A 25,748-nucleotide genomic window follows, 5' to 3' on the forward strand; every position below is an offset into this window, starting at 1 on the left:
CCGGCGATCCGCGGCACTCGAAGTCTCGTAGCCGCGACGCCGGCGGGAAGTTGATTACCGCGGAGCCGTTACGGCGGGTGTGTCCGCCGATCTCATCGGACTGCTGCCGCGGTGGGTCCTCTGGGGGATCGGTCTCGGGGGCGTCGCCACCGCAGTCGTCGCGGTCGCGTTCTACCTCGGCGACCGGTTCGCTCCGCCCCGCGCCGCGGCGACCGGCCGCCGTGGTGCCGCCGGCGACGAGCGCCGCCGCCGCGAGATCCGGACGTACCTGAACGCGGCCGGTGAACGCTTCGATGAGGACCACGCGTTCGGCGGCGTTTCGGTCCCCTTCTATCTCCCCGAGCGCGGCGTCGCCATCACCTTCGACGCGCACGACTACTTCCGGCTGGAGGGCGAGGGCGTCTACACGGTCCTCTGTGAACACGAGATGCCGGGCCGCGGGCTCGGCCGCCGGCTTCCGTTCGACGTCGACGAACCCGACTGGGCGACGGGCGAGTCGACGGATTCGGGCGGCGGCCGATCCGGACGCTTCGGCGGCGACCGCTTCGGAACCGGACGGTCGGCCGGGCGCGGACCGACCGGACGCGGACCGACCGGGCGCGGTTCCCCCGGGCGAGCCGACCCCGTCGGCGACGCCTTCGACGAACTCGGTCTCGACCGCGACGCCGACCTCGACGCGGTGAAGGGTGCCTACCGAGAGCGCGTCAAGGAGACTCACCCGGACCAAGGCGGCGACGAGGAGTCGTTCCGGCGCGTCCGCGAGGCGTACGCGACCGCCCGCAACCACGCCGACGGCGACGCCGACCGCCGCCGCGAGCGGTCGACCGGGTACGGACGGTGACGCGGTCGGACGCCGACGCCGGAGGCGGACCCGCGTTCCCGGATGTCGCGTTCGCGGAGCGGGGCGTCTACCTCCCCGCGGCCGACGCGCTCGTCGTCGCCGACCTCCACGTCGGCCGCGCCGAGGCGTCCGCCGTCTCGTTCCCGCTCGGCGAGCGCGGCGACCTCCGCGACCGGTTCGGCGCGCTCCTCGACCGGTTTGACCCCGCGACGGCGGTCGTCGCAGGCGATGTCGTTCACGCGTTCGACCGGGTCACCGACCGCGCCGTCGAGACCTTGGAGGCGCTCCGCGAGGCGTGTTCGGATCGAGGGGCGGACCTCGAACTCGTCGCCGGCAACCACGACACCGCGCTCGCGGACGCGTGGGGCGGGACCGTCCGGGAGGCGTACGTCGTCGAGGAGGCCGCCGCGGCCGGGTTGGAGAGTCGCACCAGTGCGGGCGAACCTGAAACGCGCACCACCGTGATCTGTCACGGCCACGAACCGCCGTCGGTCACGGCCGACCGGTACGTGATCGGGCACGTCCACCCGACGATCGAGATAGAGGGCGACCGCCGGCCCTGCTTCCTCCGCGGTCCCGGGACGTACCGCGGTGCCGACGTGCTGCTGTTGCCCGCGTTCACCCGGCTCGCCGCCGGCGTCCCGGTCAACGACGCGGCGACCGCGGGCCTCGATTCTCCTCTCGTCGACGACGCGGCCGCCCTCGCGCCCGTCGTGTACGACCCCGACGGCGGGGAGCCGCTCCGGTTCCCGCCGCTCGGGGCGTTCCGCGACCTGTTGTGAACGCTTTTACCCGCCCGTGTCAATTGTGACCTATGAACACGGAGAACGCCTGCCTCGGCTGCGGCGAACCGTTCGACTGGGACGACGGGGTGTGCCCGGCGTGCGGCTGGGACCGCGACGAGTGGGCCGCCTCTGGCCGACACGGGTTGGAGAAGGAGGGGCACGGCGAGCCCGAGGCGGACGAGTCGACCGGCGGGGCCGGCGGCGGGCTCGGCGGTCTCGGACCGATCCGCTGACCGCGGCTCAGTCGTCGACGCCGGCCGTCCACGTCGAGGTGAACTCGTCGACGTCGCCGTCGTACGACGACCGGTCGAACGACGGGGACCCGGAGCCGTCCGGGCCCTCGGACCCGTGGCGCGCGCGGTGGAGCGCGTCGCACACGGCCCCCTGTCCGCCCATGTTCACGGTCGCGAGCCGGGACCGCTTCTGGACCACGTCCAGCTGATCTACCGGGATCGGCTCTCCTTCCGGCGTCAGGAACAGCGTGTCGTCGGAGTCAGTCACGCGCCCGCTCGTCGTGACGCGGTCGAGGTAATCGGCGATCGGCTCGGCGTCGACGACGACGGACAGCCCGCCGAGGTCGACGTGCGCCTCGTCGCCGGCGACCGTCACGTCGGCGCGGACGAGCGAGACGACCTGTCCGGGGTCGACGGCGGCGTCGAGCAGCGTCCGGACCGCCTCGCGCTGTCTGGACACCCGAGCCTTGTCGGCGATGGCGGCCCGGACCGAGGCAACGTCGCCGTCCGCATCCGGGAACGTCTCGCCGAACCCGTCGCGGGCGTTCACGCCGGCGGTTATCTCCTCGCCGTGCATGTGGTCGCACAGCACGATCCGACTCTCGCGGACCCAGTCGAGCGACTCGACCTCGTCGCGGGCGTCGGTCGCCATCATCCACGCGAAGGCGGGCGAACACCACGCGGTCGGGAGGGTGAACCGGACCTCGACGCGGCCGCCGTCGACCTCGATCGCGTCGACGTAGTCGAGTTCGACGATGGACCGAGCGAGTTCCGGGTCCTCGACGCGGTCCAGTCGGCTCCTGACCCCCGCCGGTCGGCCGGTCGGACCGCCGCTCCTGTCCCCCTCGCTCTCGGCGTCGCCTCCGGGACCGGCACCCGCGTCGCCGGTCGGGTCTGCGCTGCTCCCGGACATCAGTCCGCCGCGGCCCCCGCGTCGCCGCCGTAGTGGTCGGCCAGGTCGAACCGTTCGGTGATGTCGTCGTCCCGGAACTGGCGTTTCTTCTCCTCGATGTCGATGTCGTACAGCTCCGCGGCGTTCTCGCCCATGATCTTCTTCATGGTGTCGACGTCGAGCTCCACCCCGTACTCGTCTCGCTGCTCGTCGGTGAGCTCCGCGTTCATCACCTGATCGACGAGCCAGTCCGGGTTCCATAAGGCGTAGTCGGAGCCGAACAGGACCCGGTCCTCGCCGAGCCAGAAGAGGAGTTCGCCCATGATCTCGCCGAACTTCCGCTCCCGGTGCGTCGACATCGCCGACGCGACCGCGAGCCCGCCGTACACGTTCGGTTCTTGCGCCGCGATCCAACAGAAGTCGTCGAGCCGCGGAAGACCGACGTGGTTGACGATGAAGTTGAGCTCCGGGAACGACGAGGCGGCGTCGTCGATGTCCTTCACGTCGAACGCGTCGCGGTTGAGTGGGCGGATCGTCGGCCCCTTGTGGGCGTTGATGTTCTCGATGCCGAGTTCCGAACACTTCTCTAGGAACTCGAAGGCGTCGTCGCTGTCGAGCCGCCACCCCTTCGATTCGCCGCGCCACTCGGCGGTGTACAGCTTCACGCCGGGGATGTCGTACTCCTCTTTGAGGTGTTCGAGGTATCGGAGCCCCTCCTCGCCGTCGCGCGGGTCGAAGCTCCCGTTCAAGACGAAGCGCTCCGGGTACTCCTCGGCGAGTTCGGCGTTCTGCTCCGTCGTGTTGAACCCCTCGTCGTAGAAGTCGTCGAGGTACGTCGGCTGGAAGATCGCCATGTCGGCGGCCGCGTTCCCGAACAGGTCGTCGGTCATCTTGTCGGCACCGTAGTGTCGATACGTATCGATGTCCCACTGCTCTTCTTCGGGCGTGAATCCGGTATGGTAGTCGTAGAAACACTGGAGGAACTGCTCGCCCCCCTCGTGAATGATGTTCTCCTGCCGGGCGTCCCACATGTGGACGTGCCCGTCGATGACGAATATCTCCTCGCCGTCTATCTCGTACATACGAAATACCATGTGGTGTGTAAACACATAACTATAAGGATTATTCAGTACTATTACTGTTACACAATCGAGTTTCTTTTGCGACGGCCCGCGGCCGCCCGGCGGCCGTGCCAATCCGTAACGAACGTTTATGATGGCGGGCTGAGTGTGTGTCGCGTATGGAAGCAGCCAGACTCCACGAGTACACGGACGACATGAGCGAGGGGCTCGCCATCGACGAGGTCGACCGCCCGGCGGCGACCGGACCGGACGACGTGATCGTCGAGGTCGAGGGGGCTGGGTGGTGTCAGACTGACAACCACATCATCGAGGGGATGTGGGCGGAGTACGTCCCGCAGGAGCTCCCGATGACGCTGGGCCACGAGAACGCCGGAACGGTCGTCGAGACGGGCGACGACGTCGACCTCGTCTCCCCGGGCGACCCGGTGATCTGCCATCCGGTCCAGACCTGCGGCACGTGTCGCCCCTGCCGGCTCGGCGAGACGATGTACTGCGAGAACGACGCGTTCAACGGGCTCACCACGGACGGCGGCTTCGCCGAGTACCTCCACACCAGCGAGCGCTCGGTGATCCCGCTGCCGAGCGGGGTCGACCCCGTCGACATCGCTCCCCACGCCGACGCCGGCATCACCGCGTACCACGCCGTCAAGAAGGCGGCCGCGGAGCTGAACCCCGGCGACCACGCGGTCGTCGTCGGCGTCGGCGGGCTGGGTCACATCGGCCTTCAGTGTCTCGACGCGATGAGCGCGGCACAGATCACGGCGGTCGACCTGAAGGACTCGGCACTCGACCTCGCGGAGGGGTACGGGGCCGACTTCCTCGTGAACCCGACCGACGACGACGTCGCCGCCGAGATAGAAGCGATCACGGACGGGACGGGGGCGGCGCAGGTGCTCGACTTCGTCGGCGAGGACGTGACGACCGCCTACGCGCCCGAGATCACCGCCGCCGGCGGCGACCACCACATCATCGGCTACGGCGGGCACGTCCACGAGCCATCGCAGGCGCTGGTGAACGGCGAGTTCTCCTTCGTCGGCAACATCGTCGGCCGGTACGCGGAGCTTCAGGAACTCGTCGCGCTCGTCGAGCAGGGCGACGTCGACCTCCACACGAGCCGGTACGACCTCGGCGAGATCAACGCCGTCGCCGAGAAGCTCGAACACCGGGAGATCGACGGCCGAGCCGTCATCACGCCCTGAACCCGGAGTCGCCGTCTCGAGACCCAGAACCCCGCGGAAACGTTTTACCGCTCGTCGCGAAATCCCGACTATGGACCGCAGAGCCCTCCTCTTCGCGGCCGGCGCGTCCCTCGTCCCGCTCTCGGGGTGCGTCGGCGACGACCTCGGCGTGGCCCCCTCGACGAACGGCACCGACGGCGGACCGACTGGAACTGACGGCGGTCAGTCGGGCGACGGGTCGACCGCGTCTCTCGACGTCGAGCTCCGGACCGTCCCGCACGTCGTCACCGCGTACGAGCCCTCGCCGAGCCGGGGAGTTGATCCGGAACACGTGGTCCCCGAGGCGGAGGTCCCGGCCGCGCTGCGCGACCCCCTCGACGCGACGCTCGACGGCGGGTTCGAGACCGACGACCCCGACAACGCGCTCCTTTCGGCGGTCGACGAGTTCCGCGTCTACGACCGCGGCGAGCTAAAGCCGTACGTCGAACTCGACGGGACGCGCTACGTGTTCGAACACGCGATGCCGACGTTCACCGCGAAGCTTGCCGACGAGGAAGCCGACGAGTACGACGAGGATCGGGTCTTCCGGGAGTCGCGGGAGCGCGACGACATCGACTCGGCGGCGGTCGAGACGTTCGTCGACGCGCTAACGGCGTACGGGCCAAACGTGGCGCGAGGGGAGTACCGGCGCTGTGACCGCCCCGAGGCGGTCGCCGAGTTCCTCGACGAGTACGACTACTTGGAGGACGGACGCGGACTCTCTCGGATCGAGACGGCGGTCGAGAACGCGGAGCCGCCACACGCGATCACGGCGCGCGAGCTGACCGAGGGCGACATGTGGGACCGACCGGTCGTCGACGAGTCCGAACTCGACGGCACGGTGGTGACGTTCTTCGAGCGCGCGCTGGCCTCCGATCACCGGAAGCCGGCGCTGCCGGGCGACGACCGCAGCCAACTGTTCGCCGCCGAGGTGCCTGACGCCTACGGCGACCTCGCGGCCGGGTACGACGAGCCGCCCTATTACCGGATCGACGGCACCGTGTACGACGTCCGGGTCGGTGAGTCGATGTACGACCGAGTTCCGGTGTCGGTGTCGGTTGCCGCGAGCGAGGACGCCGCCCGCGAGTTCACGCTCTCGGTCGCACCGGCCCCCGAGCGCGCCGACGGCGAGGCCGAGGGGCCGTACACGTTCACGAGTCGGGGCGCGCTCCCGAGCGCTCTCTGGGTGTTCGACGACGGGAAGCGGCGGTCGCTGGATATCGCTGAGACCGAGGGGATCGAGGGGCCGCGGCCCCGTCGATCCGACGGCGAGGCGCTGGAGTCGCTGACCGCGAGCGACGAGATGGTCGCGACGTACGCCGTCCCGGAATCGCTCCCGGCGGACACGTACGTGAGCCGAGGGACGTTCCGTGTCTCGTGGGGCGTTCCGGGGCAGACCCCCGACGAGTACGGGGCGTACCCGTTCGAACTGGCGATCGCCGTCGAGTGAGCCGGGCGCTGTCGGCGGCGACTTCGGCACGGGGTCGACGAATTCGGCGGGACAGACGGGGCGACGGAAGACGCAAGTCGGCGTTTCACCCACGCCAACCACTTTGTCCGGGGGCCACGACCGCCCGACATGGACGACTCTCACCGGTCCGAGTCGGGGTTCCTGTCGCCGCGGGGATGGGCGCTGCTCGCGGGCGGCTACGCGTTCGCCTGCGGCGCGCTCGTCGCCGTCCTCCTCTCGGACGTGCTCCGCCTCTTCGTCGACGTGGCCGGTCTCCCGGCCGGGTTTCCGGTCCCGCTGCTCGCGGCCCCGGCGCTCGTCGTCGGCCCGCCGTGCTGGTGGCGGCTGATCGAGCGACGGCGGGCGTTCTCCTACCGGGCCGGGGCGGCCTACGGACTACTCACCGCGCTCTGTACCGGCGGCCTCTGGACCGGCTGGTTCGTGACGGTCTGGGGCGTCGAGATGCTCGCCGCCGGGCCCGTGCTGTTGATCGTCGCGTTCACGCTCGGGTTCGCCGCCGTCGCCGGGCTTCTCGTAGGTCTCCCACTCGCGTACGCCCGGCGACGGGTCGGTGGCGCGGCGACGAGCGCGATCGCCGACGCCCCGTGAGCGCGGCCGCGACCGCTACCTCCTTGTGAGTTCGGGACACACCGGACGCGCATGAGCGAATCCAGTCCCGACGACGCCGACCCCCTCGCCGACGAGGACCTCTACCGCGTCCTCGACGCGGACGGCCGACCCCTGCCGGACGCGACGGTGCCGGACCTCTCGGACGACGAGTTCCGCGATATCTACCGCGATCTGGTCACCACGCGCCGGTTCGACGAGCGCGCGGTCAGCCTCCAGCGACAGGGGCGGATCGGGACGTACGCGCCCTGCGCGGGCCAGGAGGGCTCGGCGGTCGGGTCGACGCATGCGCTCGCGGGCGACGACCTGATCTCCTACCAGTACCGCGAACACGGCGCGGTCGTCGTCCGCGACCTGCTCTCCGAGTACCTCCCCTACTGGATGGGACACGAGTCCGGGACGGAGGCGATCGCCGACGGGAACGTCTTCCCGCTGAACATCGGGATCGCGGCGCATCTCCCGCACGCGGTCGGCGCGGCGTGGGCGTTCGACCACCGGGACGAAGGCCGGGTCGTCGCCTGTCACTTCGGGGACGGCGCGACCAGCGAGGGCGACTTCCACGAGGCGATGAACTTCGCGGGCGTGTTCGACACGCCGACGCTCTTCTGTTGTCACAACAACGGCTGGGCCATCTCGATCCCCGAGTCGCGCCAGACCGCGAGCGACACCTTCGCGGCGAAAGCGACCGCCTACGGTTTCGACGGCGTCCGCGTCGACGGCATGGACCCGCTCGCGAGCTACGCGGTCACGCGGAAGGCCGCCGAGCGGGCGAGATCGAACGGCGGCGACGGAGAGGGAGGAGACGCGCCGCGCCCGACCCTGATCGAGTTCGTCGAGTACCGGTTCGGCGCGCACACCACCGCCGACGACCCGAGCGCCTACCGCGACCCGGACAAGGTGGATCCGTGGCGCGCGCTCGACCCGATCGACCGCATGGAGGCGTTCCTCCGCGAGACCGGTCGGATCGACGACGAGGGGGTCGAGGCGGTCCGGACCGAGGCCGACGATGTCGTCGCCGACGCGATCGACTTCGCGGAGTCCGTCGAGGCCGAGCCGAGCAACATGTTCGAGTACGCCTACGCCGAGCTCTCGCCGGAGGTCCGCCGCCAGCGCGACGAGCTCCTCGCGGCGGTCGAGGAACACGGCGAGGAAGCGTTCCTGCGCGAGGAGTGAGCGGGCCGCCGCTCGCTTACAGGTGGTCGGTCGCAGCGGCGGCCGCCGTCCGACCGCTCTCTAACGCGCCCTGTATCGACGACCACTCCGTGTAGTCGCCGGCGAGGACGACCGGACCCTCCGGGTCGTCCGAGTCCGGGAGGTCGGCGTGGACGCCGGGCGGTTGCGCGAACTGCGCGAACCGGATCCGGTGGACGTCGACGGTCTCTAGCCCGCCGAACTCGCGGTCGGGGTACCACGACTCCAGCGCGTCGCGCACGTCCGCACGAAGGTCTGCGTCGTCCCGATCCAGCGACCCCTCCCCCAGGAACGTCGCCGCGAGCAGTGCGCGGTCGTCGGGCGCGTACTCGGGGGCGACCTCGGACATCGGGATCACGGCGTTCGGCGACTCCGACGCGGCGTTGAGGAGGATCCGATCGCCGGCGTCGGGGGCCTCGTCCTCGGGAACCGCGTACCACCCGGTCACGTTCGGCACGCCCTCGGTCGGGACCGACTCGACGCCCGTGAGCCGCCGGGCCTCCGGCGGCGAGGCCGCGACGACGACCGCGTCCGTCTCGCGCGTCGAACCGTCCGCCAGTTCGACGGTCGCGCCGTCGTCGTCCGCGGCCTTCCGCCGGAACGGGATGCGTCCCCCGCCCGCGACCCTGACCGACTCCACGTCCTCACCGGTCCGGATCTCGACGCCGGCCTCGCGGGCGCGGTCGGCGAGCGCGGCGGGCAGCGCCGCCATCCCGTCGGCGGGCACGCCGATCGACCCGCGGCCCATGGCGCGGAACGTGTACTCGAAGACGTGCTTCGAGGTCGACAGGGTCCGGTCGAGGGTGATCCCGCCGTAGAACGGCTCGACGAAGTTCGTCAGGTAGTCGTCGGCGAACCCCCAGTCGCGGAGGTACTCGCGGATCGGTGCGTCCGGACCCGAGAAGAAGTCGTCCTCGTCCCGCTGAGCGAGGTCGTACCGGAGCGCGAGCGTGCGGAGCTTGTCCGAGAAGGAGACCTCGTCGTTCAGGAGCGACGGGATCGCGCCGAGCGGGTCTCGAAGTGGATCCGAGAGCGTCGAGCGCGACCCCGGACGGCAGATCGTCGCGCCGGGCGCGAACGTCCGGAGGTCGAGGTCGTCGAGGCGGCCCGGGCCGAGTTCGCGCTCGACAGCCGGATAGCTCGAAAAGAGGACCTGGAAGCCACGGTCGAGCGTGAACCCGTCGACGGTCTCGGTCCGTACTCGGCCGCCGACCTCGGGCCGTCGCTCGTACAGCGTCACGTCCGCGCCCGCCTCGGCGAGCCGGGCCGCGGCGACGAGCCCGCTCAGGCCGCCGCCGACCACGGTGGCGTCTCCGTTCATGTCCGAGGTAACGGGCCGGCGGTTTATAAGCGGCCGCGGGATCCGCTCCCCGCTGATCGACTGATGAGACTGAAGTCGACGGGACTGAATTCGGCGCGACGATTCCGATAAACTCTCAGCGGCGATACGAAATACACGGAGGGCGGACTCTTATCTTGACCATTTTTCGTTTGACGGTCGCTAGTTAAGAAATATCTGGCTTTGTTGAAACCTCATCTGTTGATGGTTTTATATTCCTAACCGCTCAGTACAGGGACCTATCCCGTAATTCGTCGGGCCGCAGTTCCAATGCCAAAGCCGAGCGTCCCCACGATCGCCGCAACAACTGTGCTTCCGACAAATGCGTATCCGATGAGCAGCAATAGTCCGGGCTTGGCCCCAGTTAATGCGATACCACCGAAGTTCAGGATAACTCCAGCAACCGCAGCGAACACGAGCAACCAACTTACTCCGATCCCACTGTTGGAGTACGCTTGGATCGCAACGAAACCCGTGAGTAGAACAGCGTACACCTGCCACCACAGCACCGTATCAAGCAGGGGAACGTCTACTGTCCTTACTACTGCGAAGTAGAACAGCGACACAACAAAGAGTATTCCAGCACCGATACTCCACTGTCTTGCTCGTTTTTGATCCTCACCCAGTAGGAGGGTTCGAATGTCAATAGAGACCATACCTCATTTATTCTTGTGGGCTTAGAAGAGTAAGAAGCCACAGTGTGATTGATTCGCACTCTTCAGCGACCAGACGTTTCAGGCGAGAATATATCTGAAGGATAGTAATTCAACAGAGCGAAACAGCTACGATACGCAGCGGATCCGGATCCGTGTACCCATGAGTGGTTATATATAAACTGAGATGAACTATCGAGCAGAATGAGCGAACAGGAGATCGACGAGGTCGAACAGCTCCGCCGCCTCGGGATCGGATTCGCACTGGGCGGAACCGCGTTCGGCGGACTGTCGTTCGTCACGAACGCGAGTGTGAGCGGGGTCGCGTTGGTCGTCGCCGGGCTCCTCGTGTGGGGAGTCGAGTATCGACGAAAGCGGACCGTCGGAATCGGCTTGGGGATCGGCTTTACCGGTGTGGTGGGGATGGTGAGCGCGGCGGTCGACGCCGGGTTCGACCCCATCCCGTTGGCCGCGACGCTCGTCGGATTCGGCATCGCGGATTACCTGCTCGCCCCGGCTTACGCGAAACTGCGGGGCGCGGGCGAAGAGGCGAGCGAAGCGGACCGCTGACCGCCTCCTGTGATCCGTCCCCCGGCCACCGTCGCCCTCGCGGCAGGCCAAGATCGAAGCGGCGTATACGTCGGCAGCGACTCCCTCGCGCGGCGCTGTTCGCGCCTCTAAGTAGGCGCTCGCAGGCGCACGCCATCCCGGCTGGTTGTCTGCTTCGTTACGCCCGAGTGAGAAGCGATTAGTCGCCGCCGCCGCAAGATTCGGTATGGAGACGACCGAGACCACGCCGGCGTTCTGCGGGCTGGAGAGCCGCGCGTCGGGCCGGGTCCACGAGACGGCCGACGCGACGACCATCGACGCCGACGAGCGGGCGCGCGGACTCGACCCCGTCTACGACTACGACGCGGTCGACCCGGACGCGCTGTTCGACCCCGCGGCCCGCGGGGGGAGCGGCGACGCCCGGACTGCGCCCGCGACCGCCCGCGGCCACTGGCGCTTCGACGCGCTGCTGCCGTTCCCGGTCGAGGACGCGCTCACCGCCGGCGAGGGCGGCACGCCGCTCGTCGCAACCGACCGGCTCGCGGACGAGCTCGACGTCGACGCGGTGTACGTCAAAGACGAGGGTCGGAACCCCACCGGCACCGTCCTCGACCGCGGCTTCTCCCTCGCGATGACGGCGGTGGCGAAGCGGGCCGCGGACGGGGCCGACGTCGAGCCGCTCGTCTGCGCCAGCCCCGGTAACGCCGGGCAGTCGATGGCGGCGTACGCGGGTCGGGCGGACCTGCGGTCGTACGCGTTCGTCCCCTCGCGCTGTGCGTTCTCGAACAAGGCGATGACGAACGTCCACGGCGGCGAGATGCGCGTGGTCGGCGGACGCTTCCCCGACGCGGCCGCCGCGGTCGACGAGCAGCTGGAGACGGAGTACACCGACCTCGGGGAGTTCGTCACCCCGTACCGCCACGAGGGCGCGAAGACGGTCGCGTTCGAACTCGTCGCCGACCTCGGCGACGCCCCGGACGTCGTCGTCGTCCCGACCGGTTCGGGCGAGGTCGTCGCCGGCGTTCACAAGGGGTTCGTCGAACTCGACCGGATCGGCGCGATCGACGGGACCCCGCGCGTCGTCGCCGCGCAGGCGTCCGGCTGCGCGCCGATCGCGGCCGCCGTCGAGCGCGGGCTCGCGGAGCCGGAGCCGTGGGAGACACCGGACACGATCTGCGGCGAACTGGAGATCCCGGATCCCGCCGGCGGCGACGCGGCCGTCGAGGCGGTCGAGGAGAGCGGCGGGACCGCGGTCGGCATCGACGACGACGACATCCTCGCCAGCGCGGTCGCGGTGGCGCAAAACGAGGTCGTCGAGACCGGCGCGACGGGCGGCGCGGCCCCCGCCGGCGCGTGGGCGCTCGCGGAGGACGGCTTCTTCGACGGCGACGAGACCGTCGTGTTGCTCAACAGCGACGCCGGACTGAAGACGCCCGACATCCTCCGCAGTCACCTGATGGGACAGGGAATCTGAAACGGCCGACCGTCCGGAAAGGAGTCAGTTCACTCGCGCCGCGCGAGCAGACCGGTCGCGAGCAGCGCGAGGGCGGCCGCGACGACGCCGAACCCGGGCGACTCCGCGCCGGTGTTCCCGTCGGTCTCGTTGCCGTCCGCGGTCGTGAGGTCGGTCCCGTTGTCCGCGTCGCCGTCGTTCGAACCGTCCTCACCGTCACCTGACGAGTCGTCGCCGTCACTCGACGAGTCGTCGTCCGTGTCGCCGCTCGACCCGTCGGTCGACCCCTCACTGTCGGCCTGTATCTCGACGACCGCGTTCGAGAGCGTCGTCGTCGACTCGATCACGCTGCGCGGTGCCGGCTGGTTGAGGTAGTTCCGGTTCATCACGACGTAGTTGTCCTCGACCCCCGCGGTCGTGCTGGCGTACGGCTCCTGATCGAGGATAGTGGCCTCTGAGTCGGTGACCAGCATCAGCTCGGGGTTCGTTTCGAGGATGACCTCGTCGGAGAGCTGCGGGTACGCCTCGTACTCGGCGGCGACGTTGTCGGTGCCGCCGGCGTTCATGATCGCGTCGATGAAGGTGTTGTTCGCGGCGACGTAGCCGCCGCCCAGCGGGTACAGCGCTGCCGGGCGGTCGACGTCGCCGGTCCGGTTCTCGGCGGCGTCGACGGCGTCGTACATCTCCTCGTTGGTCTCGCTCGCGGCGTCGCACGCGCCGACGAGCCGGCCGATCGTCTCCGTCTTCTCGGCGATGTCGTCGATGGAGGTCGCCGCCTGGAAGTGGTAGACGGTCAGCCCCTGCTCGCGGAGCGGCTGGACGTCGGCCGACGAGGAGTTGGGCGCTAACACGAGGTCGGGCTCGGTGTCGACGACGCGCTCGACGCTCGCCCCGAACTCGGCGGAGACGTTGGCGCGCTCGTCGGCACCGTCGAGGTAGAGCGCGAACTGGCTCACGCCGACGACGCGGTCCTGCTCGCCGAGCTCCCACAGCGTCTGTGCCGCCGACGGGTTGATCGTCGTGATCCGGTCGGGGGACTCGTTGAGCGTGATCGTCGTCCCCGTCGCGTCGGTCACCTCGACCGGGAAGCCGCAGGCGTCGTCGGTCTGCGTCGGCGCGTCCGCGGTTCCGATCTCCCCGGCCGCTGATCCCCCGACAGCGGTCGGCCCCTCGGTCGATATCGTCGGCTGTGCGCCCGCGGCGGTCCCGGCGACGCCGCCGAGCAGGGCGGTCGTCACCAGCACGGCCATTGCGATCGCGAAGCTGTTTCGCATCGGATCGACGACCGGCCTCGTCCAATAAGTATTTACCTACTACAAGTTGTGTTGGAGAACGTATGCGACCCTGGGTTCGGTCGTCGTCGTGGTCGGCGGCGATAGCGGCGCTGTTGGCGGTCGTCGTCGTCGTCAGCGCCGCGATCGGTCCGGTCAGAATCCCGCCAGAGACCGTCGTGAAATCGGTGTTGAACGCGCTCACGGTGCCGGTGGGGATCGAAACGAGCGGGGGTGTCGGCCCGCTGTCGGTGCCCGGCGTCGGACCGCTCACGCTCCCCGGTCTCGATCTCGCGTTCGCGTCGCCGTTCGCGTTCCCCGTCGACTCCGTCCACCAGCAGATCGTCGTCGGGGTGCGGCTCCCCCGGATCCTGCTGGCCGCGCTCGTCGGGTTCGCGCTTGCCGCCGCCGGCACCGTGATGCAGGGCTTCTTCCGCAACCCGATGGCCGACCCCTCGATCATCGGCGTCTCCTCCGGGGCGGCGGTCGGCGCGGTGGCGTTCATCGTCTTCCCGGTCGCGCTCTCGACGACGGTCGCGCTCCCGCTCGTCGGGTCCGTCGAGGTGGCGCTCTCCCGTGGCGCGGGAACCAGCCTCTTCGCGTTCGTCGGGGCGCTCGCCGCCGCCTTCGGCGTGTACGCCATCGCGACCCGCCACGGGCGGACGCCCGTCGCGACCCTCCTTCTGGCCGGGGTCGCGGTCCAGACGTTCCTCGGCGCGGTCGTCTCGTACCTCCAGCTACAGGCGGGCGAGTCGCTCCGGCAGATCGTCGCGTGGCTGATGGGCCACCTCTCGGGGGCCGCGTGGAGCGAGGTCGCCGTCACCGCCGTCGTCGTGCCGCCGCTTTTCGCCGTGCTACTCGCGTACGCCCGCGACCTCAACGTCCTCCTGCTCGGGGAGGAGGAGGCCCGCGGGCTGGGCATCGCGGTTGAGCGCACCAAGCGGGTGCTGCTCGCGGCCTCGGCGCTCATCACGGCCGCGGGGGTCGCGTTCGCGGGCGTGATCGGGTTCGTCGGTCTCATCGTCCCGCACATGCTCCGGCTCGTCGTCGGTCCCGACCACCGGGTGCTGCTCCCGACCGCGGCGCTGGCCGGCGGCACGTTCCTCGTCGCCGCCGACACGGTCGCGCGCTCGGCGGCCGCGGAGTACCCGGTCGGCATCATCACCGCCGCGGTCGGCGCGCCCTTCTTCGTCTACCTGCTCGTGACCCGCGAGGTGTCGGAGCTGTGAGCGCCGACCGTCCGGACGACGACGCCTCGCGGTCCGCGGACGACTTCGCTAATGATCCCGAGTCGCTCCCCGACACGTCGCTCTCGTTCGGCGACGCACCGCTCCTGTCGGTCTCCGACGTGGCCGTCTCCTTCGGCGACGTCGACGTGGTCTCGGGCGTCGACCTCCGCGTCGAGGCCGGTTCGCTCGTCGGGCTCGTCGGGCCGAACGGTGCCGGCAAGACCACGGCGTTGCGCGCGGCGACCGGCGCGGTCGAACCGGACGCGGGCACGGTCCGGATCGGCGGCGACCCGGCCGCGTCGCTGTCGGCCCGCGAGGTCGGCCGCCGAGTCGCGAGCGTCCCGCAGGCGACGAACCTCGCATTTGACTTCCGCGTGCGCCACGTCGTCGAAATGGGACGGACGCCCCACCTCGGTCGGTTCGACGCCCACGACGTCGAGGACGACGCCGCGGTCGACGCCGCGATGGCGGCCGCGAACGTCGAGCGCTTCGCCGACCGGTCGATCACGGCCGTCTCCGGCGGCGAGCGCCAGCGCGTGCTGCTCGCGCGGGCGCTGGCGCAGGCCGCGCCGCTCCTGCTCTTGGACGAGCCGACCGCCAGCCTCGACGTGAACCACGCGGTCGAGACCTTAGAGCTGGTGCGTTCGTTCGTCGACGAGGGCGCGCGCGGGGCTATCGCCGCGATCCACGACCTCGACGCCGCCGCGCGGTACTGCGACGAGGTCGTTGTCCTCGCGAACGGGGGCGTCCAGGCCGCCGGACCGCCCGAGTCGGTGCTGTCCGCGTCGACAGTCGGCTCCGCGTTCGACGCGGAGGCGTTCGTCGGGCGCAACCCCGCGACCGGGACGCCCGCGGTCACGGCGTTCCCGAAGAGCGACGTCGCCGCCCGCCGCGTCCACGTGGTCGGCACGGGCCGCCCGGCCGCCCGCGTCGTCGCCCGACTGGCCGCCGCGGGCCACGAGCCGTCGGTCGGCGTGGTGCCCGCGGGCGACGCGGCCGCCGGCGCTGCCGCGGACGCGGGCGTGACAGCCGTGACGGCACCCCCCTTCGAGGGACCGACCGGGGGAACGATCGCGGCCGCGCGCGACCTCGCCGCCGACGCGGCGGTGACGGTCGCGGTCGGATTCGAGGGACCTACCGACGCGCGCGGCCCGAACGCCGAGGTGGCCGCGGCGGCGGACCGTCTCGTCCGCGTCCCCGCCGACGTCGACGACGCGGCCCTGCTCGACGCCGTCGTGGCCGCGACCGAGGAGTGAACTCGGTTCCCGGGTGCGGCCCGCGAAGCGTCACCGTTTATTCGCTCGCCCGCCTCCTCCCGACGATGAGCGTTCCCTGCGTCGCCGTCGCCCGCGAGCGCGGCGAGACCGTCCGGAGCCGCCTCGCCGACGCGGACGCCCTCGACGGCGACCACGAGATCGCCGTCGACGGCGACACGATCTACATCCCCGTCGTGGGCCGCGAGCGGGTGCCCGCCGACCTCGCGGACCGGGTCGTCGAACGCGACGCAGAGACGCGGGACCGACCCACGACGCCCGCGGCGATCCTCGGCTACGAGCCCTCGCTGGAACGGCTCGGCGACATCGTCATCGTCGACGAGGACGACGACGAGCGCGCGCAGGCGATCGCCGACGCCGTGATGGCCTCGCACGTCCCCTGCGAGACGGTCCTCAACCGCGCCTCGCCGATCGAGGGCGAACTGCGCGTCCGCCAGTGGGACGTGCTGGCCGGGAACGGTACCGAGACGGTCCACCGCGAGTACGGCCACGAGTTCCTGTTGGACGTGGCCGCGGTGTACTTCTCGCCGCGGCTCGCGACCGAGCGCCACCGCGTCGCGGAGCAGGTGACGGCCGGCGAGTCGGCGGTCGACATGTTCGCCGGCGTGGGGCCGTACGCGGTCCCGATGGCGGCTCGCGGCGCGGACATGATCGCCTGCGACCTCAACGAGCGCGCGGTCGAGTACCTCCGCGAGAACGCCGAGCGGAACGGCGTCGCCGACCGGGTGACCGCGATCGCGGGCGACGTGCGGGCTATCGCGGACGCGTACGCCGACACCGCCGACCGGCTCGTGATGAACCTCCCGCACTCCGCGGACGAGTTCGTGGACACGGCGGTCGCGCTCGCCGGCGACGACTGCGTGGTCCACTACTACGACATCCAACACGAGGACGACCCGTTCGGCCCGGGCCGCCGCGCGTTAGAGGCCGCCGCGGGCGACGAGTATGCGGTCACCGTCGAGACCGAACGCGTCGTCCGGTCGTACGCCCCCCACGAGCACAACGTGTGCCTCGACGTTCGGCTGACGCGGACCGACGACTGATCCGCGTCGACGGCCGATTCGCGTCGACGACCGGCCGATACCCGCCGACGCCGTCGAACCGAGCGGTGCGAATCCGACCGTCGGCGTGTTAGCCCGTTTATTTATGTGAATCAATCACTAACGTGTGGTCGTATGAGTGACGCCGAAACTCCCGAAGAGCGTATCGATGAAACGACCACCTGGCCGGACCTCGCGATCGGTCTGTACGACCGCCTGACCGGCCGGAACGCGGAGATTCACTATCAGTTCGAGGACATGACCGTCGAGGTGCCGAGCGGCACGGGCGACGACGCCGAACACGCCGAGTGGCGAATCGACGGCGGCGTCCGGGTCACGACGAGTGAACGGGAGTGACGCAGGACGCCGGCTCTCGGTCGAGACCGAGGACCTGACGCTGTCGGTCGACGGCGTCGACGCCGCGGTTCACGCGACGGACCGGCGGATCTTCGTCGAGGTCGAGCGCGTCCGCGACGCGCTCCGCGTCGCTCGTCGGCTCCCCGACGACTCCGTCTCGGACCGCGGGGTCGCGGAGTTGGTGCGCGGCGGCCTCACCGCGGAGGTCAGGGTCCGCGGACGCACGGTCGCCGTCGCGGGAGCGGACGCGCGTCCCGGCCCGCTCTCGCACCGCCTCGGCGTCGCTCCGGCAGAGCTGCGGCTCGCGGGAGTCGTCGGTGCGGGCTACGGCGGCCTCTCGGCGGCGGTGCGTGGGACGCAGCGACTGTTCGGCTGATCGACTCGGTGGCTGATCGGTTCGGTTACCGACCGGCGTCGCCGCTCGCGAGTGGATCGAGACAGCGAAAACGCCGCGCCGCCCCGAGGGGGGTCGGGGCGGAGCGGCTGGGGGCCCGTCACATGACAAGCGGTCGCGGCACGGGTCGTCGGGCCAGAGGCGATTCTGCGCTTGGCGCGTCGGAGACGCGATTCACGGTCGCCGCGACGGAACGCTGATGGGGATGACGGCCGCGCCGGGTCGCCGTGGGGGTGACGACCGGCTGGACCTTTCTCGCCCGGCACGGGCTTCGACCGGGCACGCACCGCCGAGGGATTCGATCCCCGCCGTCTCGGCACGCGGGCGGTGTCATCACAATTGAATTTGGGTCCGAACACGTATTTAGTCTTTTTCCTTATATTCTACTATTGTATTCGGACTTCTCTTGTATATTGACGTAGAATATCGTTGTTCTCGTGACGAACGTGTTCGAGTTTTGGGTCGAGTCGCCAGACTCTCGCTCCGAAGGCGGTGGGAACGATCCCCGCCCCGTCCCCGTTTCGGAACCCTTATTTTTCCGTCGGGGAATTATTCGATGCGCCGGGGTAGCTCAGCTGGCAGAGCGATTCCTTCGTAAGGAATAGGTCGAGGGTTCAAATCCCTCCTCCGGCTCTTCTGCCGAACGAAGTGAGGAGAAGAGCTGAGAGAGGGATTTGTGCCAGGGAACGGAGCGCAGCGGAGTGACCGTGGTTCACAATCCCCTCCTCCGGCTTGCTTCTTCGAATTCCTGACGCTGACTGGCACTTGGAGGATGTTCACACGGGTACACCCGTGTTTCGCCTTTTGCGCACCGTTCAGGTCGCACCTATTGCCGATAGAACCGATCGTTCATCCACCGATCGGGCCGAACGTGATCATACTCTCATAGGAATATTAGGTGTGTGTCTATGTAGCACGGGCGCGTAGAGACAGATATGCGACCACAGTCTGAACACACGGAAGAAGAAATGTACGAGTGTTTCGAATGCGGGCGGCGAACCGATTCGCCCGGCCAGTGCGAGTGCGGCGGCGAACTGCTCCACATCGGTCGGTCGCGGGACTTGTGACCAGCGTCGATCGGTGCCGAGCCGCGACCGGTCCGCTCAGTCGGTCCCGGTAGCGCCGGCCTCGTCGCGTTCGTCGTCGCCGCTCTCGACTTCGTCGCCTCCCTCGTCGCTATCGCTTCCGTCTCCGTCGCTCTCGTCTCCGCTCGCGCTCGGATCTCTCTCGGGATCGTACTCCGGCAGCGAGAGGACGTTCTCGCGACCGAGCCGGAACCCGTCGAGGTCGCCCTCGTCGCGTAACCCCGTCACCACCTGACTCGTCTTCGCGGCGGTCCAGTCCAACTCCTCCGCCACGCGCTTCTGTTTCATCCGTCCACCCTCCGATTCGACGAGCTGAAGCACCTGCTCCTCGTTGCTCAGCAGGTCGCTGTCGACGGGCGGCGAGTCGTCCGACTCGTCGCTCGCGGTAGTGGCGGCCGCCGCTCCCGCGTCCACCGTCTCGTTCCCGCCCGCGTCCGTGGCGCTCGCCGCCCCGTCGTTCCCTGCTGCTCCGCTCGCCGTCGCCGTGTCGTCCGTTCCGGCCGCGCCGGCCGCCGGGACGCCCGTATCGTCGCCGGCGTCGTTCCGCCGGCGGTAGGCGACGGCTCCGCCGGCGACGACGAGGACCGCGACGAGCGCGAGCAGTCCGGCGGTCGGAATCCCGGCGAGCGGCCCGGCGGGGGCGACCGCGATCCGCGGCTGGCCGGCCGAGAAGTCGACCGGCCCGTTCCAGACGACGGACTGGTCGCGGACCTCACTCGGATCCGGGGTCGTCTCCGCGAGGCGGTACCCGTCCGGCCACGAGAGGATGATCGACGAGGAGTCGTCGAGGAACAGGCCGTCGACGGCGTCGCCGACGCGCAGCCGGTCCCCGTCGACGGCGGCGAAGTTCGTCCACTCGAACCGGTAGGTCAACACGCCGTACGACTGCGGCAGCTCGCGGCGCTCGGCGGTCACGGTCGCGTTCGACACGGTCATGTTGCGGCCGGTCGCCTCCTCGGCGGTCGCCGCGGTCGAGACCATCCGGTCGCGGAAGCGGCTCGTGTACGCCTCGGTGTCGTTCTCGACGTCCGTGCGAAGTTCCTCGAACGCCTGCTCCTCCTCGTCGGTGCCGAGCCGGATCCGGTACTCGACGGTCCACTGCGCGTCGCCGTCCGGCCCGACCGCGACCTCCATCGACACGTCGTCCGGCTCGACGTCCATCTGCGCGAAGCCGCCCTCGAACGGAACCGCGCCCGCGCCGCCGGCTCCGAACGCCAGCCCGGCGGCTCCGAGAAGGGCGACGACCACGAAAACGACCGACGCTCGCTGCACAACGTAGGGCACAGAGCGGCCAGATAAATCCCTTCTCATCCGGAACGTCCGTCGGTCTCAGGAGGTGTCACGAGACGCGTCGCGGTCGCGCGCGGCGTGACGTCCGTCACGCGTCGAAACCGGCGCGATCGGCAGCGATCTGCCGCGGCGTCACCGCCGCATCGCCGACTGACGACCGCCCGTCGCCGTCCGCCTCGCCGTCGTCCGCGCTGTCTCCGTCCGACCCGTTCCCACCGGAATCGGTGCCAGCCCCGGCGGAGCCGTCGCCCGGATCGCCCGGCGGCGCGTCGGAGTCGCCGTCACCGGGTGGCTCCGGCGGCCCCGCGGGTCCGGTGCCGTTCGGAGGGCTGCCGCCTCCGTCGCCGTCGCCGCCGGGCGGTCCGGCCTGTCCGTTCTCGGAGTCGTTCTCGGACGGACCGCCGTCGGGGGCTTCTCCCGCTTCCCCGTCGGGCGGTCCGGCGTCGTCGCCCGGCGGTCCGTCGCCGCGGTCGCGGTCGTCTGGCGGTCCGTCACCGCGGTCGCCCGGCGGTCCGTCCGCGTCCGGGCCGCGATCCTCCGGCGGCCCGCGTTCGGTCCCGTTGCCCGGCGGCCCGCGACGGTTCGGTCCCACCGGACCGCCGACGCCCGGACCGGCCACGCCGCGGGCGATGGCGGCGACCTCGGGTCCGCTCAGGTTCCCGACGCGCTCGCGGAGTTCCGTCAGCCGCTCGTCGTCGATCCCGCGGTCGGCGCGGACAGCCGGCGGGAGTTCCGTGGCGGCCGACGCACTCCGGTTCAGCCCGCGCCTGAGCGACTCGATCCGGGCGGTCGTGGTCGCCATCCGGGCGGCGTACGCCCCCTGGCTCAGCTCCCCGACCGCGCGCCGCTCTCGGAGTTCGCGCTGCTCTCGTTCGAGTTCCGCGAGGCGCTCTTCGGTCCGGTTCAGCCGCTCCGCAACGACGGCGGCGCGGCTCTCGTTGCCCTCGGACTCGCGGAGCGCGACCTCGAAGGCGCGCGACTCGACCTCGCCCTCGATCTCGGCACCCTGAACCCCGACCATTCCGGCGAGGCGTTCGCCGGGGCTGAGGTCGGCCGTCGCGTTCGCGCCGCTCTCGTTCCCGGTCCCGTTCGCTCCCGGATCGGTCTGTGCGGTCGCCACGCCCCCCGGCGCGGCGGCGGCGGCCCCGGCGACCACCGCCGCGGCGACGGCCGCGACGAGGAGACTCGCGATCCATCGGTTCATCACCAGTCCGTACACGCTCGACACCTATATACCCGGAACTCCGTTAAATCGGATCAACGCGGATTAATCGCCGGACGTGACGGGGGTGGACGCGATCGCCCGAAGACGCGCCGCAGTCGGCGGGGAGGCGTCGCGGGATCAGTACGTCTTCGCGAAGTAGGCGGTCCGTTCCGCGTCGTTCTCGCACATCGCGCACGTCTCGTCGCCGTCGCCGTCGGCGAGGGGGTCCTCGTCCTCGAAGGGGACCATCACGATCTCGGCGGCCAGCGGCTCCTTGATCGGTTCCTCGCAGGCCTCGTCGCCGCACCACGGTGCCTTCACGTAGCCGCCGTGCTGGCCGAGCGTCCCGAGGATATCCGCGCGGTCGTCGGCCTCGCGCACGCCGTCGTCGAGGGTCTCTTCGGCGGTCGCGTACAGTTTGGCGTATATCTCGTCGAACCCGTCGCGAACGGTGTCGGCGACGCCGTCGCGGTCGACCTCGACGCTCTTGCCGTCCGGGCGGTGGACCAAGGTGAGCTCCTCGTCGTCGACCTCGTGGGGACCGATCTCGATCCGGAGCGGGACGCCGTTCAGCTCGTGTTCGTTGAACTTGAACCCGGGGTTGCGCTCGTCGCGGTCGTCGAGTTCGACGCGGATCCCGGCGTCGTCGAGGTCGTCGGCCACGCCCTCGGCGTAGTCGAGCACGTCGTCTTTCGTGTCCTCCTGCCAGATGGGGACGACGACGACCTGCGTGGGCGCGACCGTGTGCGGGAGGATGAGCCCCTGCTCGTCGGAGTGGGTCATGATCAGCGCGCCGAGCGCGCGCCACGAGAGCCCCCACGAGGTCGTGTGCGCGGTCCGCTCCTCCTCGTCCTCGTCGGAGTAGGTGATGTCGAACGCCTCCGCGAACGACTGCCCGAGGTGGTGCGAGGTGCCCGCCTGGACCGACTTCCCGTCCGGCATCAGCGCCTCGACGGTCGTCGTCGTGTCCGCGCCCGGGAACTTGTCGTGGTCGGGCTTCTGACCCTTCAGGACGGGCAGCGCCAGCAGGTCCTCGTAGACGGACTCGTACTGGTCGAGCCGCGTCATCGTCTCCTCCCACGCGTCCTCGTGGGTCGCGTGCGCCGTGTGGCCCTCCTGCCAGAGGAACTCCTTCGTGCGGAAGAACGGCTTCGTCTCCGTCGCCTCCCACCGGACGACCGAGCACCACTGGTTCACGCGCAGCGGGAGGTCGCGGTGGCTCCGGACCCACTGGCTGATGTACGGGGTGATGATCGACTCGGAGGTGGGCCGGACCGCCAGCCGCTCTTCGAGTTCCTTGTTGCCGGCCTCGTCGACCCACGCGACCTCGGGGTCGAACCCCTCGACGATGTCCTTCTCCCGTTCGAGGTACGACTCGGGGATGAACAACGGGAAGTAGGCGTTCTGGACGCCGGTCTCCTTGAACTTCGCGTCGAGGAAGCCCTGAAGCCGCTCCCAGACCGCGTACGCCCGCGGTCGGGTGACGATGAAGCCGCTCATCCCCTCGGGCCCGTAGTCGGCTAACCCCGCCTTCTGTACGACCTCGGCGTACCACTCGCCGGTGTTGTGCGTCTTGGACTCGGTGATCCCGAGTTCTTGGTCGTCGTCGCTCATTACCTTCGAAAGCGGGTGTCGCGGGCTTAAAAGGTCCGAACCCGACCGCCGCGCGGCCGGTCGCCGGGTCGACCCGTCCGCTTCCTGTCGAACGTTCACGTCCCGCTTGGGTGGAATTCGCGGAAACGTTAACCGCCTCGCGTCGCCTACCTCGCCCATGGACCTGTCGGGGCTGCGCCGACACAAGCCGCGGTCGCTCGCCGGGCGGCGGGAGGCGGCGGTGTTGGCACCGGTGATCGCCCGCCGCGGCGACGCCCACCTCCTCTTCACCAAGCGAGCCGCGCACCTCGGCGAACACCCCGGACAGATGAGCTTCCCCGGCGGCGGCCGCGAACCGATCGACCGGACACTGACGGACACCGCGCTGCGCGAGGCCGACGAGGAAGTCGGGATGCGATCGGACGAGGTCGACGTCGTCGGGCGGATCGACGACACGCGCACGTCGAGCAAGTACGCGGTCCGCCCGTTCGTCGGCGTCGCGCCCGACCGCGAGTACGTCCCAGACGAGTCGGAGGTCGCGGAGGTGGCGATCCTGTCGGTCGACGCGCTCACCGACCCCGCGAACTACGAGTCGGAGCGTCGGATCGGTCACCCGGAGTACGGCGACCACCGCGTTCACTACTTCCACGTCGACGGCTACACGGTCTGGGGCGTGACCGGTCAGATGGTCGTCCAGCTGTTGGAGCGCACGACCGACTGGCGCGCGCCGGCGGAACCCGACCGCGTCGTCGGCGCGGACGCGGAACTGCCGATATAGGAGTTAGCCGCTCCGTCGAATCACCGCTCAGAACAGTCCCGTTACGCCGATAAACAGGAACAGCACGCCTAATCCGCGATACAGCCGGACAGGGGTGTCGGACTCCTCGGATCGGTCGGACTCCTCGGATCGGTCGGAAGACGAGCGTCGAAGGAACTCGAATCCGAACGCGTGAACGCTCTTCGGAAGGACGACGTAGGCAAGGCCGAGGACGACAGCTATGACGTGTCCGACCTGCCACAGCGTGCTCATACGCTCTCTTCAGCGACCGAACACATAGGCCTACTGGCGAACCTGCGGCTCTCACTGAGTGGACGTTTTAGGTGAGCTAGTTTGGATGGCAGGATCCCAACGGAGCCGACTTATACTAGATCTGAAACGGAGCTATCGCCGCACGAACCGAAACCATCGAGGCCCCGGTCGCCCGGCGATACGACCGCGTTTTTCTTTATAAATAGCCGATCGACGCGAACACCGCCGAAGCCCCAGCCGCGAGGACTCGCGCGACTCGCTGCGCGCTTCGGTCGCTCACTTCGTTCGCTCCCTCCAGTGCTTGCTTCGCCGTGCTTCGCCCTCGCGGCTGCCCCTTCGAGCCCTACCCGCCCCGCACCGCACAGCACCTCACGCCTCCTCAGCCTCGTCGGTGGCGGTCTTCGCTTCGCTCCGACCGCCAGCGACTCCAGCGAGGGACCGAAGGTCCCTCTGGCAGCCGGCGCGTAGCGCCGGCGACCTCGCGCGTGCTGTCTCGCGCCCTCCGGGCGCTCGCAGGCACGCGCCACCCCACCGCAGATCGTCGGTCGTCGCGTACGGTGTCACTCGACCGGGGTCACTTTGAGTCGGAGCGTCAGGTTCGCGCATCGGCCAACGCCGCAACGAGGTCGCGGTCGCGGTCACGTCCGTCAGTATTCTTCCGGCCCTGAATCCACGTACCCTTTCAGCGCTATCGGGACCACGAAGAATCCTATCACACAGGTGATCGTCACGACTATCTGGTCTATCCTCGGAAGGTCACCGGCCACGAGCAGGAACCACAGCGACGTACCGAGGTAGAGAAACGCGACCGCCCATCGAACGGCGGGGCTCTCGAGCATCCGAACGTGGTTCACAACTGCGATCATATATGTCTGCTGTACTAAACGTTCGGGGTTCGTCTCGTTCGCTCTCTCCAGTGCTTCCTGTAGGGCGCTCGCCCTCGAAACTACCTATTCGTCCCGCCCGCACAGCACTACAACCGCACCTCACGCCTACCCAACCCCGCCGCTCGCGGCGTCCCTCGCCGGTGCTGTCGCCGGCGCGAAGCGCCGGCTTTCAGGGGCATTTCGGCCCCTCTCGACTCTCGGGCACGAGGCGGCCTCGCAGGCACGCGCCACCGCACCGCAGATTGCCCCTCATGGCGTGTTCCGTCACTCGGTGGGGGTCACTTCGAGTCGGAGCGTCAGGTCCGCGCCGTCGGCCAACGCGGCCACGAGGTCGCGGTCGAGGTCGGCCGCGGCCCCCTCGCCCCCGACGAAGATCGTGCGCTCGTCGTCGGTGTAGTCGCTCGTGCGCCCGACCATTGAGCGGTCGTCGACGAGCGCGAGGTCGGGGTCGCCGCGGCCCGTGAGCGTCTCGCGATGGGTCTCGTCGCCGTCGTCGACGACGAACGTCGCCTCGATCGTCGCGCTCGCGTCGCGACACGCCTCGCGGAACTCGGGGGCGAAATCTCGCGGTGTGCGGTCCGCCTCGACGCCGACGATACAGTCGCCGGCGGGGGTGAGCCAGTCGTCGCTCGTGAGTTCGACCGTGCTCGCGTGTTCGGCGGTGACGTTCTCGTGGCCGACCGCGCGGACGACCTCGACGAGGGGGTCGTCGGAGTCCGACCCCGCGTTGTCGAGGTCGTCCGCCGCTGCGTCGCTCATACGCGTCGAGTCGGCGGCGGCGG

The 25,748-nt window shown here is 69.7% G+C and carries 27 protein-coding genes and 1 tRNA gene; 17 read left to right on the plus strand and 11 right to left on the minus strand.

Annotated elements, in window-relative coordinates:
* Positions 1–79: 79 nt before the first annotated feature.
* Genes QOL69_RS13490 through QOL69_RS13500 form a run of 3 tightly spaced genes read left to right on the plus strand, consistent with a single transcriptional unit; the run spans position 80 to position 1,859 of the window.
* The gene (locus QOL69_RS13490) at positions 80–841 is read left to right on the plus strand and encodes a J domain-containing protein (protein WP_283403576.1); all 762 of its coding nucleotides are present in this window, start codon (positions 80–82) and stop codon (positions 839–841) included.
* Positions 838–1,623 (plus strand): metallophosphoesterase, encoded by a 786-nt coding sequence (locus QOL69_RS13495; RefSeq protein WP_283403577.1) that lies wholly within the window; start codon positions 838–840, stop codon positions 1,621–1,623. Before QOL69_RS13490 ends, QOL69_RS13495 begins: the two co-directional genes overlap by 4 nt.
* A gap of 32 nt (positions 1,624–1,655) precedes the next feature.
* Complete coding sequence (locus QOL69_RS13500) at positions 1,656–1,859, plus strand: hypothetical protein (protein WP_283403578.1); 204 nt, start codon at positions 1,656–1,658, stop codon at positions 1,857–1,859.
* Between the two features lie 7 nt (positions 1,860–1,866).
* Here QOL69_RS13500 and QOL69_RS13505 read toward each other — a convergent pair whose 3' ends face one another.
* Positions 1,867–2,772, minus strand: a complete 906-nt coding sequence (locus tag QOL69_RS13505) for an iron-sulfur cluster assembly protein (protein WP_283403579.1) — start codon at positions 2,770–2,772, stop codon at positions 1,867–1,869.
* Positions 2,772–3,833, minus strand: coding sequence for an amidohydrolase family protein (locus QOL69_RS13510; RefSeq protein ID WP_283403580.1), 1,062 nt, complete (start codon positions 3,831–3,833; stop codon positions 2,772–2,774). Before QOL69_RS13510 ends, QOL69_RS13505 begins: the two co-directional genes overlap by 1 nt.
* Positions 3,834–3,991: 158 nt before the next feature.
* Between QOL69_RS13510 and QOL69_RS13515 the strand changes: the two genes are divergently transcribed.
* The 4 genes from QOL69_RS13515 to QOL69_RS13530 all read left to right on the plus strand — a co-directional run bounded on the left by QOL69_RS13515 (position 3,992) and on the right by QOL69_RS13530 (position 8,300).
* Positions 3,992–5,032, plus strand: coding sequence for an NAD(P)-dependent alcohol dehydrogenase (locus tag QOL69_RS13515; RefSeq protein WP_283403581.1), 1,041 nt, complete (start codon positions 3,992–3,994; stop codon positions 5,030–5,032).
* 70 nt (positions 5,033–5,102) lie between these two features.
* On the plus strand, positions 5,103–6,500 hold the full coding sequence (locus QOL69_RS13520) for a hypothetical protein (RefSeq protein ID WP_283403582.1): 1,398 nt from the start codon (positions 5,103–5,105) through the stop codon (positions 6,498–6,500).
* A 129-nt stretch (positions 6,501–6,629) separates the two neighbouring features.
* Entirely contained in the window at positions 6,630–7,109 is a 480-nt protein-coding gene (locus QOL69_RS13525; protein WP_283403583.1) for a hypothetical protein, read from the plus strand.
* A gap of 51 nt (positions 7,110–7,160) precedes the next feature.
* The gene (locus QOL69_RS13530; RefSeq protein ID WP_283403584.1) at positions 7,161–8,300 is read left to right on the plus strand and encodes a thiamine pyrophosphate-dependent dehydrogenase E1 component subunit alpha; all 1,140 of its coding nucleotides are present in this window, start codon (positions 7,161–7,163) and stop codon (positions 8,298–8,300) included.
* A 16-nt stretch (positions 8,301–8,316) separates the two neighbouring features.
* Here QOL69_RS13530 and QOL69_RS13535 read toward each other — a convergent pair whose 3' ends face one another.
* Positions 8,317–9,639, minus strand: a complete 1,323-nt coding sequence (locus QOL69_RS13535) for an NAD(P)/FAD-dependent oxidoreductase (RefSeq protein ID WP_283403585.1) — start codon at positions 9,637–9,639, stop codon at positions 8,317–8,319.
* A 257-nt stretch (positions 9,640–9,896) separates the two neighbouring features.
* Complete coding sequence (locus QOL69_RS13540) at positions 9,897–10,313, minus strand: hypothetical protein (protein ID WP_283403586.1); 417 nt, start codon at positions 10,311–10,313, stop codon at positions 9,897–9,899.
* 201 nt (positions 10,314–10,514) lie between these two features.
* On the opposite strand from QOL69_RS13540, the gene QOL69_RS13545 reads away from it, so the two are divergent.
* Both QOL69_RS13545 and QOL69_RS13550 read left to right on the plus strand, forming a co-directional pair.
* Positions 10,515–10,880, plus strand: a complete 366-nt coding sequence (locus tag QOL69_RS13545; RefSeq protein ID WP_283403587.1) for a hypothetical protein — start codon at positions 10,515–10,517, stop codon at positions 10,878–10,880.
* Between the two features lie 205 nt (positions 10,881–11,085).
* On the plus strand, positions 11,086–12,333 hold the full coding sequence (locus tag QOL69_RS13550) for a pyridoxal-phosphate dependent enzyme (protein WP_283403588.1): 1,248 nt from the start codon (positions 11,086–11,088) through the stop codon (positions 12,331–12,333).
* A gap of 29 nt (positions 12,334–12,362) precedes the next feature.
* Here the strand turns inward: QOL69_RS13550 and QOL69_RS13555 are convergent, their stop codons facing one another.
* Entirely contained in the window at positions 12,363–13,586 is a 1,224-nt protein-coding gene (locus tag QOL69_RS13555; protein ID WP_283403589.1) for a PGF-CTERM-anchored ABC transporter substrate-binding protein, read from the minus strand.
* A gap of 62 nt (positions 13,587–13,648) precedes the next feature.
* On the opposite strand from QOL69_RS13555, the gene btuC reads away from it, so the two are divergent.
* The 7 genes from btuC to QOL69_RS13590 all read left to right on the plus strand — a co-directional run bounded on the left by btuC (position 13,649) and on the right by QOL69_RS13590 (position 18,944).
* The gene (gene btuC, locus QOL69_RS13560; protein WP_283403590.1) at positions 13,649–14,812 is read left to right on the plus strand and encodes a vitamin B12 ABC transporter permease BtuC; all 1,164 of its coding nucleotides are present in this window, start codon (positions 13,649–13,651) and stop codon (positions 14,810–14,812) included.
* Between the two features lie 104 nt (positions 14,813–14,916).
* Positions 14,917–16,068 carry an ATP-binding cassette domain-containing protein gene (locus QOL69_RS13565; RefSeq protein ID WP_345782500.1) on the plus strand — a complete coding sequence of 384 codons (1,152 nt, stop codon included), beginning with the start codon at positions 14,917–14,919 and terminating at the stop codon, positions 16,066–16,068.
* Between the two features lie 65 nt (positions 16,069–16,133).
* Positions 16,134–17,129: a class I SAM-dependent methyltransferase gene (locus tag QOL69_RS13570; protein WP_283403592.1), complete on the plus strand. Its 996-nt coding sequence runs from the start codon at positions 16,134–16,136 to the stop codon at positions 17,127–17,129.
* A gap of 132 nt (positions 17,130–17,261) precedes the next feature.
* A complete protein-coding gene (locus QOL69_RS13575; protein WP_048077354.1) occupies positions 17,262–17,483 on the plus strand; it encodes a hypothetical protein in 222 nt (73 codons plus the stop codon).
* Positions 17,470–17,859: a peptide ABC transporter ATP-binding protein gene (locus QOL69_RS13580; RefSeq protein WP_283403593.1), complete on the plus strand. Its 390-nt coding sequence runs from the start codon at positions 17,470–17,472 to the stop codon at positions 17,857–17,859. Before QOL69_RS13575 ends, QOL69_RS13580 begins: the two co-directional genes overlap by 14 nt.
* A 578-nt stretch (positions 17,860–18,437) precedes the next feature.
* Positions 18,438–18,510 (plus strand) — tRNA-Thr (locus QOL69_RS13585).
* A gap of 335 nt (positions 18,511–18,845) precedes the next feature.
* Positions 18,846–18,944 (plus strand): rubrerythrin-like domain-containing protein, encoded by a 99-nt coding sequence (locus QOL69_RS13590; RefSeq protein ID WP_283403594.1) that lies wholly within the window; start codon positions 18,846–18,848, stop codon positions 18,942–18,944.
* Positions 18,945–18,980: 36 nt separating this feature from the next.
* On the opposite strand, the gene QOL69_RS13595 is transcribed toward QOL69_RS13590, so the two are convergent.
* From QOL69_RS13595 to proS, 3 genes are all read right to left on the minus strand, one after another.
* On the minus strand, positions 18,981–20,234 hold the full coding sequence (locus tag QOL69_RS13595) for a helix-turn-helix transcriptional regulator (protein WP_283403595.1): 1,254 nt from the start codon (positions 20,232–20,234) through the stop codon (positions 18,981–18,983).
* A gap of 106 nt (positions 20,235–20,340) precedes the next feature.
* Complete coding sequence (locus tag QOL69_RS13600; RefSeq protein WP_283403596.1) at positions 20,341–21,456, minus strand: hypothetical protein; 1,116 nt, start codon at positions 21,454–21,456, stop codon at positions 20,341–20,343.
* Between the two features lie 138 nt (positions 21,457–21,594).
* A complete protein-coding gene (proS, locus tag QOL69_RS13605; protein ID WP_283403597.1) occupies positions 21,595–23,070 on the minus strand; it encodes a proline--tRNA ligase in 1,476 nt (491 codons plus the stop codon).
* 157 nt (positions 23,071–23,227) lie between these two features.
* On the opposite strand from proS, the gene QOL69_RS13610 reads away from it, so the two are divergent.
* A complete protein-coding gene (locus QOL69_RS13610; protein ID WP_283403598.1) occupies positions 23,228–23,827 on the plus strand; it encodes an NUDIX hydrolase in 600 nt (199 codons plus the stop codon).
* A 27-nt stretch (positions 23,828–23,854) separates the two neighbouring features.
* Here QOL69_RS13610 and QOL69_RS13615 read toward each other — a convergent pair whose 3' ends face one another.
* The 3 genes from QOL69_RS13615 to QOL69_RS13625 form a co-directional block, all read right to left on the minus strand.
* Complete coding sequence (locus QOL69_RS13615; protein WP_283403599.1) at positions 23,855–24,079, minus strand: hypothetical protein; 225 nt, start codon at positions 24,077–24,079, stop codon at positions 23,855–23,857.
* Positions 24,080–24,726: 647 nt separating this feature from the next.
* The gene (locus QOL69_RS13620) at positions 24,727–24,918 is read right to left on the minus strand and encodes a hypothetical protein (protein ID WP_283403600.1); all 192 of its coding nucleotides are present in this window, start codon (positions 24,916–24,918) and stop codon (positions 24,727–24,729) included.
* A 312-nt stretch (positions 24,919–25,230) separates the two neighbouring features.
* On the minus strand, positions 25,231–25,725 hold the full coding sequence (locus QOL69_RS13625; RefSeq protein ID WP_283403601.1) for a DUF371 domain-containing protein: 495 nt from the start codon (positions 25,723–25,725) through the stop codon (positions 25,231–25,233).
* Positions 25,726–25,748 lie beyond the last annotated feature (23 nt).

Origin of the sequence: Halorubrum sp. DM2, from assembly GCF_901686465.1 — an archaeon.
Taxonomy (GTDB): Archaea; Halobacteriota; Halobacteria; order Halobacteriales; family Haloferacaceae; genus Halorubrum.